We start from the raw sequence: 17841 nt of genomic DNA, 5'->3' as shown, positions 1-17841 counted from the left end.
TCTTTTAAATTATATATCTTTTTATTATATTAAGCACAAAAAAATCTGTTGATAACTTCAATAAAAATAATACTATCATATAGTTATGTAAATTTTATCTTGTATAAAACTCTTGTATTGAACGATCTTTTTCTGTGTGTAAAACGCACTCGTTTTTAATACATCTAATTTATACACTATATATATAGGTACTAAATCTGTTCTTATACACACCTTTTGTTTCATCCTATTGTTCTAAATTGACTATACATATCCAATTTATGTAACCCCCAGATTTTTTACATGACCTATTTTTGTATAGGTCTGTTTTGAACTACGATTTTATTGTGATCTGAACAGTTGTTTAAAACGAGCTCTTTTTAATTAAATGAGACTTATTCGATTCGTCTATTATTAATATAGTTTTATATATTTAAAATTCTATGTTTATTATTAATAAAACCATTTTCTGTTAGTAATTTCATATTTCTTATATATAACAAAGAGTTAGAATATTATTTATGATGTTGGTAAGTTCCGTTATTGTCTGTGTTTAAAGTGTTTGTTCTTTTGCTCAGTTACCGAATCTTTGTTTTATATTCAACTTATTCTTGGGTATAAACGCTAGTTATCCATAGCTTTTATTATTCTGATCGCCTCATGTATGCGCCTTTGATTTATTTCAATCCATTTATTTTTATTTGATTTCCGTTTTTTATTTTAAATTTTTTTGTGGATAACTTTGCCTTTTATTCAAGGCTGAGTATAATCTCCCAGTTAGAACATCGATTATTTTAAACTCTGTTTTAATTTTATAAGTATTTATCTTATTTTTGATTCTTTAATTTATTCTACTTAATTATCTTGCTGTCTAGGTGCTTTCAATGGCAATATTTATAGCCGTGGATAATTAGTTTTAGCACTCTTTTACCACCCTTATATGATGAGGAGTTATGTTGTGTCAGCAGCTGTTTGGCAAAAATGTTTAGGTTTATTGCAAGATGAATATTCTGCTCAGCAATTCAATACCTGGTTGCGTCCTTTACAAGCTCATACAGATGAGCAACGTTTAGTTTTACTTGCGCCTAATCGATTTGTTGTTGATTGGGTTAAAAAACATTTTTTTTCTCGCATTGAAGAATTAATCAATCAATTTTGCGGTGATGATATAAAATCTGTTTCTATCGAGATTGGAAGCAAGGCTGCTGAACCCGTTGCATCGGTTGTTGAAACGACAGTTTCCACCACGACAAGCACAGCGGTGAAAACCATAAATAAAAAGGCTGTAGATTATAAAAGCAGTCATTTAAATAAGAAATTCGTATTTGACAGTTTTGTTGAAGGGAACTCTAACCAATTAGCCCGCGCTGCATCTATGCAGGTAGCGGAACGTCCGGGTGACGCCTACAATCCATTATTTATTTATGGAGGAGTTGGTTTAGGTAAAACTCACTTGATGCATGCCATTGGAAATAACATTCTTAAAAATAATCCTGAAGCCAAAGTACTTTATTTGCATTCCGAGCGATTTGTTGCGGATATGGTTAAAGCGTTGCAGACCAATTCCATTAATGAATTCAAACGTTTTTATCGTTCTTTAAATGCTTTACTTATTGATGATATTCAATTTTTTGCCGGTAAAGATCGCTCTCAAGAAGAGTTTTTCCATACCTTCAATGCTCTGCTGGAAGGACAACAACAAATAATTCTAACCAGCGATCGATATCCGAAAGAAATCGAGGGCATGGAAGAGCGGCTTAAGTCACGTTTTGGTTGGGGACTTACTGTTGCAGTAGAACCGCCGGAATTGGAAACTCGTGTTGCTATTTTAATCAGTAAAGCGGAGCAATCCAATATTGAACTTCCTTATGAAGTCGCCTTTTTTATTGCTAAACGAATACGTTCTAATGTTAGAGAGCTTGAAGGTGCTTTACGACGAGTAATTGCTAATGCTCATTTTACTGGAAAACCTATAACGATAGAGTTTGTGCATGAAGCATTACGTGATCTTTTAGCTTTGCAGGATAAATTGGTTACTATAGAGAATATTCAAAAAACTGTAGCTGAATATTATAAAGTTAAAGTCGCTGATTTGTTATCCAAACGTCGTAGTCGTTCTATTGCCAGACCAAGACAAATGGCTATGGCTTTGAGCAAGGAATTAACCAATCACAGTTTGCCTGAAATTGGTGATCATTTTGGTGGTCGAGATCATACTACGGTTATTCATGCCTGCAGAAAAGTAAAGGAATTAGTTCAGGATGATAGTGATTTTGCTGAAGATTACAAAAATTTGATGCGTATATTATCTTCGTGATAAGGGGTTTATCGTGTTTGAATTAGCTATAAAAAAGGAAGATCTCATCGCTCCTTTACTTACTGTAGCCGGCGCTGTAGATAAAAAGCAATCCTTGGCTATTTTATCCAATTTTTTATTAAAATTGGCTGATGGTTTGCTTTATGTTACGGCTACTGATTTAGAGATTGAAATATCTGCTCAGGTGTCTTGTGAGTCAAACCAAACATCAGGAAGTATTACTGTTCCTGCTAAAAAGTTTATTGATATCATACGATCTCTTGATGAAAATACCAGCCCGAATATTGTTTTTGATAAAGGTATTGTAACCATCAAACAAGGGCGTAGTTCATTCAAACTGACCACTTTACCCGCTGAAAATTATCCATTAAGTGAAGATGAGTGTAATGAAGTTGAATTATCGATACCCCGGCTTGTCCTACTTCAATTATTGCAGTCAACCCATTTTGCCATGTCCCAACAAGATGTTCGAGTATTTCTTAATGGACTCTTTTTAGAATTCGAACCCCATCAGATTTCTGCTGTTGCTACAGACGGACACAGAATGGCTATTTGTCGCTATTCTTGTGCCAACGTAAGCCAAAATAAGCTTTTGTTGCCCAAAAAAGGGGTTCAGGAATTATTACGCTTATTAAATTGTATTAGTGATGAACACGTTTTGCTGGCTGCAGGAAAATCTCATTTTAAATTAATCAGCAGTCAATTTACTTTTATGTCCAAACTGATTGAGGCCCGTTTTCCTCCTTACTCAAAAGCTATTCCCAGAGAGCAGGATAAACAGATTATTATCGATTGCGCCGTTCTAAAACGGTCATTGGCTCGAATTGTTATTTTAGCTCATGAGAAATCCAAAGCGGTAATGCTCCATTTACAATCCGGTCAATTAACTTTAATTGCTAACAATAATGAACAGGAAGAGGCTGTCGAAACTCTGCCTGCTGAAACTCAGGGTGATGAGTTAAAGATCGGCTTGAATGCAACTTATTTGCTGGATGTATTAAATCATTTTGGTGACGGTCAGATACGAATGTCCATGTCCAATACGGACAGTAGTATTTTAATCGAATCCTTACAAAATGATAATTATCAATACATCATTATGCCTATGAAAATATGATTTTATCTGATTTAAGGATTCATCATTTAAGAAATATCTCTGAAGCACATTTAACACTCAACCCGAAGTTTAATTTTATTTATGGTGTAAATGGAAGTGGCAAAACTTCCATTCTTGAAGCATTGTATTTATTGAGTTGTGGTCATTCATTCAGATCTCGAGAAATTTCCCCAATAATATCCCGTGGGCAATCTGCTTTAACGGTTTTTTCTCGTTTTACGGATAACTCAACCATCAGCATCCAAAAGTCTTCTTCGCAACCAACTCAAATCAAGTTGAATAATCAATTTTGTTATAGTACCAGTCAATTGGCCTATGCAGTTCCCTGTCAAATTTTTTATGCTGATATATTCCAAATCATTGATGCAGGTCCAGGTGTTCGTAGAAGTGTACTTGATTGGGGTTTGTTTCACGTGAAACATAATTATTTGTCGCTGTGGAAAGATTATAAAAGGGTTTTAAAGCATAGAAATGTCCTTTTAAAAAATCGCTCTTCTTACCAGAACTGTATTCCCTGGGATAGACAATTAGATGAGTTGGCTACGCAAATGGATGTGCTTCGAAAGGAGTACTTTGATGAGTTGAAAACAGTATTTTATCAAATTATTAACCAATTGACTTCCAGTTCATGCACCATTGACTATTATAAAGGTTGGGATAGAAAAAATACGGGTAAATCACTTATGGATTTATTAGCAGAACACTATAGTAGTGATCTGCAAAAACAATATACTCAATACGGCCCACATCAAGCGGATATTTTAATTTATAGTGATGATGCTAAAGCGAAACAAATACTCTCTCGTGGCCAACAAAAAATTATCTTGATTGCCCTTAAATTAGCACAGGGCCAACTCCTTAACGGCGATTGTTTGTATCTTTTTGATGATTTACCTGCAGAACTGGATAGAAATCATCAAAACAAATTGTTTCAGTATTTAAATAGCAATAAAGGGCAATATGTTTTTACTTGCATTAATGAATCTGAATTTTCACCATTTCTAACTCAACTGAATTTCAACACGTTTACTGTTGATTCAGGAATTGTTACCTCGTGATTTATCCTTCGTGATATTAGAATCTTAATACCTTTATTCATCAGTTCAAATATGTGAAGTATTCATAAACATTCGATCCAGTGAACTCGATTACAAGACACGGTACTTTAAAGTGGCTTGATGAATGTTTTACACATCATGGTTGATTAGCCTTAATTTGCAGTTTATACAGAAACACAAATCAAATGTTTCACGTGGAACAAAAACAGCGACGAAATCGGGTTATTCAAATCGCATTAATCTAGTGATACAAATAATATTGATGAAGAACTCGAAGCTAGGCGAAGTAAATGAAGCATGAGACAGTGGGATAAAATAGGAACTCAAAGTTTATCTATCTACATATAAACCAACGGCAAAAGATGATATAATTGGGGTATTCAAAATACCACAATACGGTAATGAGGGTTCCTGATGAGCGTTGATGCCAGTTACGATTCAAATAATATTAAAGTCCTAAAGGGTTTAGATGCAGTAAGAAAAAGACCGGGTATGTATATAGGTGATACCGATGATGGTACCGGACTTCATCATATGGTGTTTGAGGTAGTTGATAACTCAATCGACGAAGCACTTGCAGGACATTGTAAGGAAATATTCGTTACAATTCATTCTGATGAGTCAATTACTGTGAAAGATGATGGCCGCGGTATTCCTGTGGACATACATAAAGAAGAAGGGCGGTCTGCAGCTGAAGTTATTCTTACAATATTGCATGCTGGCGGTAAGTTTGATGATAACTCATATAAAGTATCCGGCGGTCTTCATGGGGTGGGGGTTTCAGTTGTTAATGCCTTATCTGAGGAATTGCATTTGCTTGTTCGCAGACATGGAAAAGTTCATGAGCAGCATTATCGGCACGGTGTTCCTGATGCTCCTATCAAAGAAACAGGGGATGCTACAAGTACAGGTACCCAGATATGGTTTAAACCCAGTTCAGAAACCTTTAATAATATAGAATTTCATTACGACATATTAGCAAAACGCTTAAGAGAATTATCGTATTTAAATTCAGGTGTTTGCATTCATCTTTTTGATGAACGTACCCAGAGACAAGATACCTTCCATTATGAGGGGGGGATCAGAGCCTTCGTTGAACATCTGAATAAGAATAAAACACCTATATTTCCCGCTGTATTTTCCATGACTGCTGAGAAAGACGGTATTGTTGTTGAGTTATCCATGCAATGGAATGATTCTTATCAAGAAACACTCTTTTGTTTTACTAATAATATTCCTCAGCGGGATGGCGGTACACATATGGCCGGCTTTAGAGCTGCGCTAACTCGTACACTGAATAATTATATTGAAAATGAAGGATATGCCAAGAAAGCCAAGGTATCCCCAACAGGAGATGATGCGCGTGAAGGATTAACTGCAGTATTGTCTGTGAAGGTTCCTGATCCTAAGTTTTCATCTCAAACAAAAGATAAGCTGGTCTCTTCAGAGGTAAAATCTGCTGTAGAATCCAGTGTTTCAGAAAAATTTAACGATTTTCTCCTTGAGAATCCTTCGGTAGCGAAAGCTATTGTTGGTAAAATCATCGATGCTGCACGTGCTAGAGAAGCAGCGCGCCGTGCACGCGAAATGACTCGCCGAAAAGGTGCACTTGATATAGCTGGTTTGCCCGGAAAGTTGGCGGATTGCCAGGAAAAAGATCCTGCTTTATCAGAACTGTATCTGGTAGAGGGAGATTCAGCGGGTGGTTCTGCGAAACAAGGCCGTGATCGAAAATTCCAGGCAATACTACCTCTCAAGGGTAAAATACTCAATGTGGAAAAAGCACGTTTTGACAAAATGCTGGCCTCACAAGAAGTTGCTACTTTAATTACCGCATTAGGCTGCGGTATTGGTCCTGATGAGTATGATCCGGATAAAGTTCGTTATCATCGAATTATTATCATGACGGATGCGGACGTGGATGGATCTCATATTCGTACTCTATTACTAACCTTTTTCTACAGACAGACCAGAGAACTGCTGGAAAGAGGATATATTTATATAGCTCAACCACCTTTATACAAAGTAAAGAGAGGTAAACAGGAGCAATATGTAAAAGATGATGAGGCTTTATTTGAATATCTGACTCAAAGTGCTTTAGATGGAGCTGCATTTTACCCATCAAAGGATGCACCTGCCATTACTGCACAAGCTTTAGAAGAGCTGGTGCAACAGTTTAGGCGTGTGGAAAAAATTATTAAGCGTTACAAGCGCAGATATCCTACGGATATTTTGAAACGAGTCGCCTATTTACCAGTATTGCAAAATGAAGACTTTAATCATCAGGATAAAATAAGTCATTGGTGCAGTCAGTTGCATCTAAGTTTGCAACAGGTTGATAGCAAAACAGAACAGTATTCCGTAAGTGTTCAGAAGCTTGAAGAAAAGAACCAATTTATCCCTCAAATTACTATAACTCAGCATGGGATGGATAATTTCATTCCAATGAATGCAGAGTTTTTCTATTCAAAGGATTATAAAGAAATGGTTAACCTGGGCAGTCGATTAGGCGGCTTGATCGATGAGGGTGCATACATTAAACGAGCTGATAAATCCTTGCCTGTTGAACATTTTGAGCAAGCATTGGATTGGTTAATGGAAGAAGCAAAAAGAGGACAAACCATCCAGCGTTATAAAGGACTTGGTGAAATGAATCCAGAACAACTCTGGGAAACCACTATGGATCCGGAAGTACGGCGTATGTTGCAGGTTAGTATCGAAGATGGTGTTGCTGCAGATGAAATATTTACCACTTTGATGGGTGATAATGTTGAGCCACGCAGAGATTTTATTGAGTCTAATGCTTTGGATGCGGAAAATATAGATATTTAACCTCATATGTGGTTGTAAGGTGAGTATTCACCTTACAACCTGTCCCTAAAATAGTTCAGCAAGAACGATTTAGGCAGCAACAGTCAAGCTAATATAAGGGCCACGAAATCCAAAACTATTTGTTTCATAACCATTGATACGTTGGATAGCACCTGGAGCAAGAGGTAATGTTCCTCTGATAGTATCCATGGAGTTGATGTATTCGCTTATTTGATAGCCTGCTTCAATGGTGAAATTAGAACTTGTTGCGAAATTATGGGTGTAATCAAGGCCTAGTTTTCCAGTAAGGCTGTTCACGATTCGATCCCGTTCAGGCCAGGAATAATTAAAATTGGTTCCAAGCAAATTAACAAAAGAATGAGCATCGATCTTTCCAATTAATAAGCCATAATCAAAATAACCAACCAATCCAAAACCATAACCAAGAGTATAAGTTCCATCCACGCTCAACATTGGGCCAACACCATTATAGGTACTGATCATATTACCTGGTGCTGCAAATGTAAGTGTATGTTTCAATTCAGCGTAGCGGAGTCCCAAAGAAGGGCGAACAGTAAAAACACCGGATACATCGCTGTATTTTCGACCAGCTTTTAAATCAACCTGATTTACTTTATAGGTTAAATAGGCGTCACTAACAAAACCCGGGGTAGGTGGAAAGGCTGCATCGGGAAATAAAATACTGCCAAAACCTACAGAACCGTCTGAAAAATCATTAACCGCATGCGTTTTATTATCTAAAAATAAATAGTTTATTTCGATGTTATTAGCAGACATTGGCAGGTTATAACCGACTTTAACACTACCGGCCCATTTATGCACTGGATCAAAAGGTTTACTTATGGCAGTAAAATTTCCCGGACTTCCATACAACCAACTGTCAGTGACCATGCCGATTCCAGTTTCACTTGGTTTAACATAATATCCAGTGATACCCGCATACAAACCACCTTTCAAATTAAAGGCACACAGCACCGACGAACAAACAGGTCCATCTTTATCAAGTACCGGTGATACAGCCAAGGCATTTCCAGACACATATAATCCAGCTAAAAACAAAGGGATACAGCTTAGCTTATTCATAAATCATTCCTTGAATTAAAACATAAAAATAAAAAAATTTGAGACAATAAAGCTTGGAAGCAGCTAAAAAAACACGATACCGTTTAGGGATATGCATTCAGGAAGGGTACCAAGGAGAAATTGCCACCACATCATTAATTATCATTTTGATAATTAATGCAATAATAATAATGAAATAAGAGAATTGCAATTGCATCATAAAAAAGGAAATGAGGAGGATTCCTTGCGATTTATACAGGATATCAAGTAATGGTTTCTTTATGGAGATTCGTTAAAATAAGTAGAATAATTAGTATATAATAACACTGAATTTTTTTAACTCGTAAAAAAAGTACTTATCTTAATTGAATTAAGGTACTAGTGGTAAGAACAAAACAACTCTGGATTTTTAATGAAAATATTGAATGCCATGTTCTCCAAAGTAAATGGAGGTGTTGAACAGGTTTTTTTAAACTACAGCAAAGTACTTGAGAGTTATGGTAATGAGGTTATTCCAGTTATTCACCCCTGGTCACAGATAAGAGCGTCATGCGCAGGTGATAATCTTAGAACACTCTTCAGTTATGGGAGAAACGACTTCATAGCAGTTCATCGATTACGTCAGTTGATACTCAAAGAACAACCTGACTGCATTATCACGCATACAAAGCGAGCTGCACTACTGGTTGAAAAAACTAAAACTACAGTGCCTAAAATTGCAGTATGTCATACGATTGAATCGTACAATGAGTTAGCGAAAGCATCTGATGCTGTTATTGCCATCACAGAACATATGTATCATGACATGATTGGTCAGGGGGAATCTGCAAAAAAAATTTATACGGTCCCTAATATGATTTCCATTCCAGAGGATCTTGCTTATAGACAACCGGAGCATGCTGCCATTCCAGTGATAGGAGCCAGTGCCAGATTTTCAGACCTTAAGGGGTTGGATGTATTTATCGATGCTTTGGCACTTTTAAAACGCAAGGGTATTTCATTTAAAGCGAACATTGCTGGTGATGGTAAACAGAAAAAACAATACATGAAACAAATTAATCAGCATGGCTTACATAACGAGGTGAGGTTATTGGGCTGGATAGATGATAAACAGGCATTTTATGAGAGCCTTGATATTTTTTGCCATCCTTCATTGAAAGAATCTTTTGGTTTGGTTGTTGTTGAGAGCATGATACATTCATTACCTATGGTGCTCACACAAATATCCGGTCCTCTTGAAATCGTCGGTGACACAGAGTGCGCTGTCATGGTGCCGCCTTCTGATCCGGTGAGTTTAGCAAATGGATTGGAGCGGTTAATTAAAGACAGTAGTCTGGCTAAACGATTATCATATAATGGTTTTCTTCGAGCCAACACCTACTCGAGCCGTACTGTTGGACCGATACTGAATCGTGTTGTGAATGATGTCTGTAACTCATTGTAAAATATAAAGAGTGTGTTTGATGTTTATCTTCAGGAGTATAAGTGCCGCATCCTTGCGGCGAAGTACATCCATTGTACTGGTCCCTTGAGTTGACATCCTGTCAGACATATCCATGTCATCCCTTTGAGATTTCAGTATAACCTTTTGGCAGATAGAGTCATTGGGTAGATAGAGCAACAAATTGTAAGAAATTTCTCAAAGAATGGTGGGTATTTTCTTCTTGGTGGGAACTGGCTTTATATACGTCATCGATGTGATAGCTGGGATCTATGAAAAAATGTGGCATTGAGCTTATCATCAGTCAGGATAGCCTGTATGAGCCCGAGTTGTATTGACCGAGTGGTTTTGTCAAAGGCACCCTCCCCATCGATGATAAATAAATCCAGGTTACATCAATTGATGACACGCCTTGATATCGCTATCTTCTTTGCAAGAGTAGGGTATTGGGAACAAGCTTAATTCGTTATTACGACGTCGCCTAATACAAGATACTCCCGCTGCATTATTAAAAATACAGAATACAGCGGAGAGTTCAGTTTTTAGAGGATTCAATCTGAGCCTAATTGATTTTGCCAAGAGATATTGGTTGTTGCTGGGTAATGCAATGTATTCCGCCGCCACCTGCGAAAACATCCAAAGCATCGATTTGAGTAATATGATGTTCTGGAAATAATTGGGTGAACAGTTGATAGGCGGCTTTATCATATTCCTCATAGCCAAACGCAGGCATAACTATGCCCTTATTAGCCAGATAAAAATTGATATAGGAAAGGGTAAGTCTCTCTCCATCAAGATAAGTGGCGGGAGGTTGTTCGACACAATAGACTTCTAATGTACGGCCTTTTGCATCTGTTGCAGACTTTAGAATGTCCAGATTTTCCTGCAGTGTATTATAGTTGGGATCTGTTTTATCGGTCGTGATAAGGCATAAAACTTTTCCTGGCGCAATAAAGGTAGCGATTTCATCAACGTGTCCGTCAGTTTCATCACCAAGTAATCCTTTATTCAACCATATAATACGTTCTGCACCCAGATACTCCACTAAATAGTGTTCTATTTGTTGTTGGGATAAGCTGGGATTACGATTTGAATTAAGCAGGCATTCGCGGCTGGTTAATACGGTTCCTTCACCATCAACATGAAAGGAACCTCCTTCCATAACCAGTGGAGCATGAAAATAGCGAGCATCAGTGTTTTTTATAATCACTGATGCAATTCTATTATCCAGGGAGCAGTCTTCATAATTGCCACCCCATGCATTATGGATCCAGTCTACCCCGGCAAGTTGTTTATCAGCATTCAATAAAAAAGTTGCTCCGGTATCACGAGTCCATGAATCATTGATAGGAAGTGAGACAATGGAAATTTTATCGCCACATAATTCTCTTGCTGACGGCTCATCTCCGGGATTGACCAGAATGGTAACAGGTTCAAATTGTGCGATAGCTTTCGCTACTTTGGCATAGGCGATCCGTGCTCGTTCCAAGCCTACTTTTTCCCAGGTTGATTGATGACAGGGCCATGCCATCCAGCATCTTTCGTGTGGATGCCATTCTGCTGGCATATAAAATCCAGCGTGTTTTGGTGTTGTTTGTATAGTCACTGTGTTGTATTTCCATCAAGATAGGTTAATTGAGAAAAAATACTTCTTAATTCATTTAAATAGGATAAGGTTTGCTCTTTCGGCAACTCGGTTTGAATTAATTGTTTCTCATAAGATTGAATCAGCTTCTTGGTATCGAAATGTGCAAAATTCAATACGTTGGTTACTGTATCACCATTGACTAAATCTTCCAGCTCAAACTGACCATCATCAGACAGCTTGACGTCCAAAGAATTCGTATCACCGAATAAATTGTGCAGATTTCCCAGTATTTCCTGATAAGCTCCAACCAAGAAAAAACCAATGCAATAAGGGTTAGTGCTGTTATAAGGCGGGAGCAACAAAGTCGTTGTAACACAAGACTGACCGGGGTACTGCTTGATAGTACCATCTGAATCACAAGTTAAATCCTGAAGAATACTATGCATGCTTGGCGCTTCATTCAATTGAGAAATAGGAGCCACTGGAAAGATTTGACCTATAGCCCAGGCATCAGGTATGGATTGAAAAAAAGAAATATTACAAAAGATTTTGGCAGCCATACATTCGTTAATCATCATTAATAAGGAGTGCTCACTGGGATTTTCTTCGTCTAACCGGTCTTTCAATTCCATACAAATATTGGTATAGAATGCCTCAACTTTTGCTTTTTCCTGTAAACTGATTACTCCATGCTTGAATAGAGAGTGGGCTTCATGCAGGGAATGTTCAGCATAGTTGTATATTTCTGATGGTGAGCTGTCGGTAATTGCCTGATAAGTATCATAGATATCTCGAATAACATGTGAATCTTCTTCGGATATTTCTGGAAGCACAGGAGCTTTTTTAATTATTTCAATATCGGTGATATTGGATATCAATACGGCATGATGCGCTGTTAACGCTCGTCCCGATTCTGAGATAATGTTTGGTTCCGGGATTTCCGCTTCCTGGCATAAATGTTTCATGGCCAATAAGATGTGCGTCGCATACTCATTGAGGCTGTAATTCATGGAGCAGCCTTTGTTGGATCGGGTGCCTTCATAATCAACGCTTAAGCCGCCACCCACATCAATAGTATCAATTGGGGCATTGAGATGACGTAATTCAACATAATATCGTGCTACTTCCTGCATGCAATGACGAATATCATGAATGTTAGCTATTTGAGAACCTAAATGGCAGTGCATTAACTGGAGGCAATCAAGTAAATCGTTGGTTTTTAATTGCGTCACCAATTCAAGCACTTGCTTTGCATTTAAACCAAATTTGGATTTAACTCCTCCTGTATTTTCCCATTTACCGGCACTTTTGCTCACTAAACGAATACGTACACCCAAGGTAGGCTTTACTTTAAGGCGGGCAGACTCACTGAGTATGATGTCCAATTCCGATTTTTTCTCAATAACGATAAAAACTTTATGTCCCATCTGTTGGGCTATGAGAGCCGTTCTTATGTAGCTGCTGTCTTTATAACCATTGCAGACTATGGTACTGGGTCGATCGCCGAGCATACCGATTACTGCCATCAGTTCAGGTTTTGAGCCTGCTTCCAGACCAATGCTATTTGATGGGGATTTTAACAGCTCACGAACCACGCTGTGTTCCTGATTGACTTTAATAGGATAAACTAATTGATAGGTTCCAGAATATTCAGTGTCCTCTCTTGCTTGAGTGAATGCCTGGTATATTCTGCGAACGCGATCATGCAATATGTCGCTACACCGAATTAATAAAGGTAAATGGAGTCCTGCTCGTTCGGCCGCATTAACTATAGCCAGTAATTCCACCCCTTTTTGCTCTGGGTTTTTACTGATTTCAATGTTGCCCTTTTCATTAATATTAAAGTAACCATCACCCCAATTTTCAATGTTGTATAAGTTTTCTTCTGATTGCGTGTTGCTATTCATTATTTGATTCCAATAGGATTACGTGGTTTGACTAATTCGTGATAAGTCGCAGGTTCTCTTTGTTGGGCAAATGGAAATAATCTTCCCCATAATTCACGTTGACTGAAATCAAGATCAGCAACAAGCACGGCAGGCTCATTACGTGGTGCCTGAGCTAAAATTTCACCCATTGGCGTACTGATAAAACTGCTGCCATAAAACTGCAAATCATCCTCACAACCAATTCGATTGACCGCAATGATAAAGGTATTACTCATGATTCCCTGTGCCACCATTACTTTTTGCCACATGGGCTGACTGTCAAACCCTGGAGCTGTTGGCTCGCCGCCAATAGCAGTTGGATAAACCAGAATCTCTGCGCCTTTTAATCCATAGATTCGGGATAACTCTGGGAACCATTGATCATAACAAGTGGGTAGACCGAATTGGTGTCCTGCAATATTATGCACCGGGTAATTGGAATCACCGGGTTTAAAATAAAAGTCTTCATGGTATTTTTCCCCGCTGGGAATATGTTGTTTGCGGGTAATGGCAATCAGCTCACCTTGACTATTAAATGCAACGGCAGTGTTATAACCTGCTTTTTCAAACAGCGAGGCAGTAATACATACTTTATGAGTTTTAGCCATGTGACTGACAAATTGGGCTGTAGGACCTGTATGGATGTCTTCCATATAAGGCGTTCCGTCTACGTCAGATCGAGTACAAAAATAAGGGCTTAAAGTGAGTTCTTGCAAACACACCAGTTCAGCGCCTTGTTGCGCTGCCGAAAATATTCCAGAGGCTAGACTGTCTTGATGTTCTTTAGCATCTTCATGCCATTGTTCCTGAACCAGTGCCACCCTTAATTTGTTTTCTGCCATTAGTCGTCCTATGTGTTGTTACGTTAAAAAAAATGTGTCTTGTTTGTAGATTAAAAATCCGCCTATATTATCAAAAAAAATTCTGTTTGCACCAGTATTTATTTCACTAAATACTGCTTGATTGGCATTAAATGAGTTGTCTTACAAAAAAGGACTTATGAAAAACGTTCAATGCCTTTGTTATAAGTAATTTTAAATTCAGTCATTTAGGAGCTGTTTAAAATTGATCTATAACCCTGACGTGGTGCGGCTTGTCCGCGCCATCCAGAAAATCAATGGATATGGCGGACAAGCCGCGGTACGTAGGCGTTTTCGTAAATTTTGTTGAACATGTATTCATTTAGTGAATTTAAAGTGATGCTGAACGAATTGAAAAATATTAGCATGGACCTTTACTTTATTGGATGTAAAATTCGGTAAAAATGGTGTAAAGATGCCCTTACCAGGTAAGGGCAAAATAGATGATCATTTATTTAAACATATTACAGCATTTGCTAAAGCAATCCTCATCTTCACTATCACTGTCACTATCAGAATCCATACTGGATTGCGCTAAAGTTGGTGAACGGGTCAACTCCGTAGGTCTCTTTTTTAAAACACTTTGAAATATTGTGTTGGGATTGCTTGAAGTTGATGATGCGGGTTCTGCTTTAGGTGCATCAACAGTGGGTTCTTGTTGTTGAGATGGTCCTTGTTTTGGCACTATTGCTGCTGCAATCAGGCGGAACGGGTTGGTTTGATCGTGAGCGGCTCCATTGATCATTTCAAGTTTGCGATTTATATCCGATAGCGTTTTGGATTCCAGCAAAGACAGTTTTTCACCAATGCTTTGTTCATGTCCTTCTAATAGCGCTGGAAACAAAATTGAAAACTCAAGGCAGTTATCAACACTAAAATCACGGCTGGTGAAAAACTGTTCTGGCTTATCGCCTAAAAGTAAATCGATGTTGCGACGTACAGTAAAGGCGGTTCTTACTTTAGTCGCAAACTCATCATCTGTAGGAACCAGATTTTGGATGTTTCGAGCAATAATACTCTGTTTTTCTTGGGGGGCACTCAAGGCAAGTTTTGCCGCTATAGACGATTCTTTATTTTTAGTGACTTTGAATAAGCCAGAAAATTCCTGACATGAATCTACGCTGTATTCCCGGCTGCTGAAAAATTCATTGGGATTGTCGCCAAGAAGTAAACGATCGATATCTCGTTTAAGCGCAAATGCCTGTCCTATTTTGCGAGCAAAAAGTGTATCGGGAAAAATCCCTTTCACATTGAGCGCAACCTGATTACGAGATTCTTCCGGAGTGGTCTCGGCAAGCCGCTCAGCTATAGCTGTTTCATTGGTGTCGAGAACTTGTAAGGCTAAGTCCTTGTACTTGTTAAACAGTTCTTCATCAAATTCTTTATCTAAAATTAAAAGATGAGGATTTTTATTTCTTGAATCCAATAAAGCGTAAATGCGCCTTTTTACCTCATAGGCTTCAAATAACACGGAATAAAACGTTGGATGGTCTGCATGTGGGACTCTTGCTGCTTCAATCACGCGACCAAAGCTTTTTAATTCAGTTTGGGGACAATCTAAAACCATGCGAGTAGCTAAATCTTTCTTTTGTTCGGCTGACAGTTGATTTAATCCTTCACGGTGTTCAGCTAAGGCATCTCCATTACCAAGATCTTTATAGGGGTTTTGTAAACCTTGAATTTCCTCTAGTGAGTATCCCATGTAAATCTCCTTATAAACTCAGCTACAGCTGATGATTTTTGTGTGCGGTAATCTTGCGAGACTCTATATTAACGGATTCAAATTGCGCTGTCATGAAATTAAACTAAAGTTTTATTAACAGCTGTCGAATAAGTAATTAGATACCCGTTTTTGCCTTTAAAAACTACAATAACAACAAGGAGTAGGCAATGTCTAAAAATCATTTATTACAAGATCCCTTCCTGAATGAATTGCGTAAGGAAAAGGTTCCTGTGTCCGTATTTTTGGTTAATGGAATTAAATTACATGGTGTGGTGGATTCGTTCGATCAGTACGTCGTCATGTTAAAAAATTCCATTACTCAGATGGTCTACAAACACGCCATATCTACTGTTGTTCCTTCTCGTATGGTGAAAATACCTACGGATGAGGCATCTGGTGAGGAAGAGGGATCTGTGGCAGACTAAGCTTCTTTTAATTGATGGAATGAACTGTGTTTGAACGTCCGCAAGGTGGTGAGCGAGCGATACTGGTACAATTAGCGCTTCCTGGCGTTGATGCTGAAAAAGCCCTGGCTGAATTTGAAGAGCTGGCTCTTTCAGCACATGCTGAAATTCTTGATTGTGTCCTGGGCACGCGCGCTACTCCCGATGCCAAATACTATTTGGGTAAAGGGAAAGCGGAAGAAATAAGCCAGTTAGTCAAAGCGCTTGATGCAGAGCTGGTTCTGGTAAATCATGAATTATCTCCTTCACAGGAACGAAATCTGGAGCGCTTATTCGAATGTCGTGTAGTCGATAGAAGCGGCCTGATTCTGGATATTTTTGCCCAGCGAGCCAGGACTTTTGAAGGTAAACTGCAGGTTGAGCTTGCCCAGTTACAACATTTATCTACTCGCCTTGTTCGCGGTTGGACCCATCTGGAGCGCCAAAAAGGGGGCATAGGATTGCGTGGCCCGGGTGAAACACAATTAGAAACTGACCGCCGTTTATTACGTGAACGCATTCGATATATTAATAAACGTCTTGAAAAAGTACGCTGCAGCCGCGATCAAAACCGTCAGGCCAGAAAAAAAGCCGATATGGCTACTGTTTCATTGGTGGGCTATACCAATGCGGGTAAATCCACATTATTTAATGCATTGACTGGCGAAAGTATTTATGTGGCAAATCAATTATTTGCTACTTTAGATCCCACAATGCGTAAATTGGAACTGCCTGGTTCCTTACCTGTCATTCTGGCAGATACGGTGGGTTTTATTCGTGATTTGCCTCATCATCTTGTCGAGGCTTTTCGCGCTACCTTAGAGGAAACACAACAAGCCAATTTATTATTACATGTTATTGATATTTCAGATCCGCATTGGCGGGATACTGTTTTTGCTGTTCAAAGCGTTTTGGATGAACTTGGCGTAAATGATATTCCCGTAATTCAGGTATTTAATAAAATTGATTTACAGGACGGGTGGCAACCCAAAATAGACTTCAATGAAGGCTCATGTAAAGTATGGTTATCTGCGGCAACAGGACAAGGACTGGAGCTGCTAAAAGAAGCCATAGCAGCTCAACTGCATGGAACTGTACTGATTGAAGATATCATAATAAAAGGTTCTCAGGCCAAATTGCGCGCTCAATTGTATCAATTAGGTTCTGTATTGTCTGAATCAATTAACGAAGATGGTGATTGGCAATTGAAGATCAGAATCACCGCAGATCAAAAACAACGCCTGTTTACATAAGACTTGGTTTATACCCTTTTGAATCAACTCTTTTACGAAAGGTGTATCTCTGTATCTGTATAGACCTTCGCCAGATTTTTGCCTGTCGGCTTAATATTATAGTTTTGTCCAATACGCTCTCCTCAATCCTTAGCAATCCCATAAATGTTGAACAGTCCGTTTAGTTCATTGTATGCCTAATGACAGATCCATCCCCGTCTTTGCGAGCACAGCGAAGCAGAACCCATCTCCAATAAGGTC

13 protein-coding genes are annotated in these 17841 nt (G+C 38.5%); 8 read left to right on the top strand and 5 right to left on the bottom strand.

Annotation, left to right across the window (positions count from 1 at the left end):
- Positions 1-937 precede the first annotated feature (937 nt).
- The 4 genes from dnaA to gyrB all read left to right on the top strand — a co-directional run bounded on the left by dnaA (position 938) and on the right by gyrB (position 7303).
- Positions 938-2296 carry a chromosomal replication initiator protein DnaA gene (dnaA, locus tag Lqua_RS13590; RefSeq protein WP_058474829.1) on the top strand — a complete coding sequence of 453 codons (1359 nt, stop codon included), beginning with the start codon at positions 938-940 and terminating at the stop codon, positions 2294-2296.
- Between the two features lie 13 nt (positions 2297-2309).
- The gene (gene dnaN / locus Lqua_RS13585; RefSeq protein ID WP_058474828.1) at positions 2310-3413 is read left to right on the top strand and encodes a DNA polymerase III subunit beta; all 1104 of its coding nucleotides are present in this window, start codon (positions 2310-2312) and stop codon (positions 3411-3413) included.
- Positions 3410-4471, top strand: coding sequence for a DNA replication/repair protein RecF (gene recF / locus Lqua_RS13580; protein WP_058474827.1), 1062 nt, complete (start codon positions 3410-3412; stop codon positions 4469-4471). The genes dnaN and recF overlap by 4 nt, the downstream gene beginning before the upstream one ends.
- A gap of 414 nt (positions 4472-4885) precedes the next feature.
- Positions 4886-7303 carry a DNA topoisomerase (ATP-hydrolyzing) subunit B gene (gene gyrB, locus Lqua_RS13575; RefSeq protein ID WP_058474826.1) on the top strand — a complete coding sequence of 806 codons (2418 nt, stop codon included), beginning with the start codon at positions 4886-4888 and terminating at the stop codon, positions 7301-7303.
- A 69-nt stretch (positions 7304-7372) separates the two neighbouring features.
- Here gyrB and Lqua_RS13570 read toward each other — a convergent pair whose 3' ends face one another.
- Positions 7373-8386, bottom strand: a complete 1014-nt coding sequence (locus tag Lqua_RS13570; protein WP_058474825.1) for an Lpg1974 family pore-forming outer membrane protein — start codon at positions 8384-8386, stop codon at positions 7373-7375.
- A 391-nt stretch (positions 8387-8777) separates the two neighbouring features.
- Here Lqua_RS13570 and Lqua_RS13565 point away from each other — a divergent pair, with 391 nt between their 5' ends.
- Together Lqua_RS13565 and Lqua_RS18250 are read left to right on the top strand one after the other, a co-directional pair.
- Complete coding sequence (locus Lqua_RS13565) at positions 8778-9809, top strand: glycosyltransferase family 4 protein (RefSeq protein ID WP_058474824.1); 1032 nt, start codon at positions 8778-8780, stop codon at positions 9807-9809.
- A gap of 315 nt (positions 9810-10124) precedes the next feature.
- Positions 10125-10268, top strand: coding sequence for a hypothetical protein (locus tag Lqua_RS18250; protein ID WP_157076148.1), 144 nt, complete (start codon positions 10125-10127; stop codon positions 10266-10268).
- Positions 10269-10368: 100 nt separating this feature from the next.
- Here the strand turns inward: Lqua_RS18250 and Lqua_RS13560 are convergent, their stop codons facing one another.
- The 4 genes from Lqua_RS13560 to Lqua_RS13545 form a co-directional block, all read right to left on the bottom strand.
- Positions 10369-11373 (bottom strand): agmatine deiminase family protein, encoded by a 1005-nt coding sequence (locus Lqua_RS13560; RefSeq protein WP_058474823.1) that lies wholly within the window; start codon positions 11371-11373, stop codon positions 10369-10371.
- A gap of 35 nt (positions 11374-11408) precedes the next feature.
- Positions 11409-13301 carry a biosynthetic arginine decarboxylase gene (speA, locus tag Lqua_RS13555; protein ID WP_058474822.1) on the bottom strand — a complete coding sequence of 631 codons (1893 nt, stop codon included), beginning with the start codon at positions 13299-13301 and terminating at the stop codon, positions 11409-11411.
- The gene (locus Lqua_RS13550; protein WP_058474821.1) at positions 13301-14164 is read right to left on the bottom strand and encodes a carbon-nitrogen hydrolase; all 864 of its coding nucleotides are present in this window, start codon (positions 14162-14164) and stop codon (positions 13301-13303) included. The genes speA and Lqua_RS13550 overlap by 1 nt, the downstream gene beginning before the upstream one ends.
- A 469-nt stretch (positions 14165-14633) precedes the next feature.
- Positions 14634-15884, bottom strand: coding sequence for a lpg0008 family Dot/Icm T4SS effector (locus tag Lqua_RS13545; protein ID WP_058474820.1), 1251 nt, complete (start codon positions 15882-15884; stop codon positions 14634-14636).
- A 188-nt stretch (positions 15885-16072) separates the two neighbouring features.
- Between Lqua_RS13545 and hfq the strand changes: the two genes are divergently transcribed.
- Both hfq and hflX read left to right on the top strand, forming a co-directional pair.
- Positions 16073-16330, top strand: a complete 258-nt coding sequence (gene hfq / locus Lqua_RS13540; protein ID WP_058474819.1) for an RNA chaperone Hfq — start codon at positions 16073-16075, stop codon at positions 16328-16330.
- Positions 16331-16356: 26 nt separating this feature from the next.
- Positions 16357-17601 (top strand): ribosome rescue GTPase HflX, encoded by a 1245-nt coding sequence (gene hflX, locus Lqua_RS13535; protein ID WP_058474818.1) that lies wholly within the window; start codon positions 16357-16359, stop codon positions 17599-17601.
- Positions 17602-17841 lie beyond the last annotated feature (240 nt).

The organism is Legionella quateirensis (assembly GCF_001467955.1).
Lineage (GTDB): Bacteria > Pseudomonadota > Gammaproteobacteria > Legionellales > Legionellaceae > Legionella > Legionella quateirensis.
This window is presented reverse-complemented; position numbering and strand designations above follow the sequence as displayed.

Excerpts from the sequence above, each read along its gene's own strand:
- recF (WP_058474827.1), top strand. The coding sequence starts at position 3,410 with ATGATTTTATCTGATTTAAGGATTCATCATTTAAGAAATATCTCTGAA.
- gyrB (WP_058474826.1), top strand. The coding sequence starts at position 4,886 with ATGAGCGTTGATGCCAGTTACGATTCAAATAATATTAAAGTCCTAAAG.
- Lqua_RS13570 (WP_058474825.1), bottom strand. The coding sequence starts at position 8,386 with ATGAATAAGCTAAGCTGTATCCCTTTGTTTTTAGCTGGATTATATGTG.
- Lqua_RS13565 (WP_058474824.1), top strand. The coding sequence starts at position 8,778 with ATGAAAATATTGAATGCCATGTTCTCCAAAGTAAATGGAGGTGTTGAA.
- Lqua_RS18250 (WP_157076148.1), top strand. The coding sequence starts at position 10,125 with ATGAGCCCGAGTTGTATTGACCGAGTGGTTTTGTCAAAGGCACCCTCC.
- Lqua_RS13560 (WP_058474823.1), bottom strand. The coding sequence starts at position 11,373 with ATGCCAGCAGAATGGCATCCACACGAAAGATGCTGGATGGCATGGCCC.
- speA (WP_058474822.1), bottom strand. The coding sequence starts at position 13,301 with ATGAATAGCAACACGCAATCAGAAGAAAACTTATACAACATTGAAAAT.
- Lqua_RS13550 (WP_058474821.1), bottom strand. The coding sequence starts at position 14,164 with ATGGCAGAAAACAAATTAAGGGTGGCACTGGTTCAGGAACAATGGCAT.
- Lqua_RS13545 (WP_058474820.1), bottom strand. The coding sequence starts at position 15,884 with ATGGGATACTCACTAGAGGAAATTCAAGGTTTACAAAACCCCTATAAA.
- hfq (WP_058474819.1), top strand. The coding sequence starts at position 16,073 with ATGTCTAAAAATCATTTATTACAAGATCCCTTCCTGAATGAATTGCGT.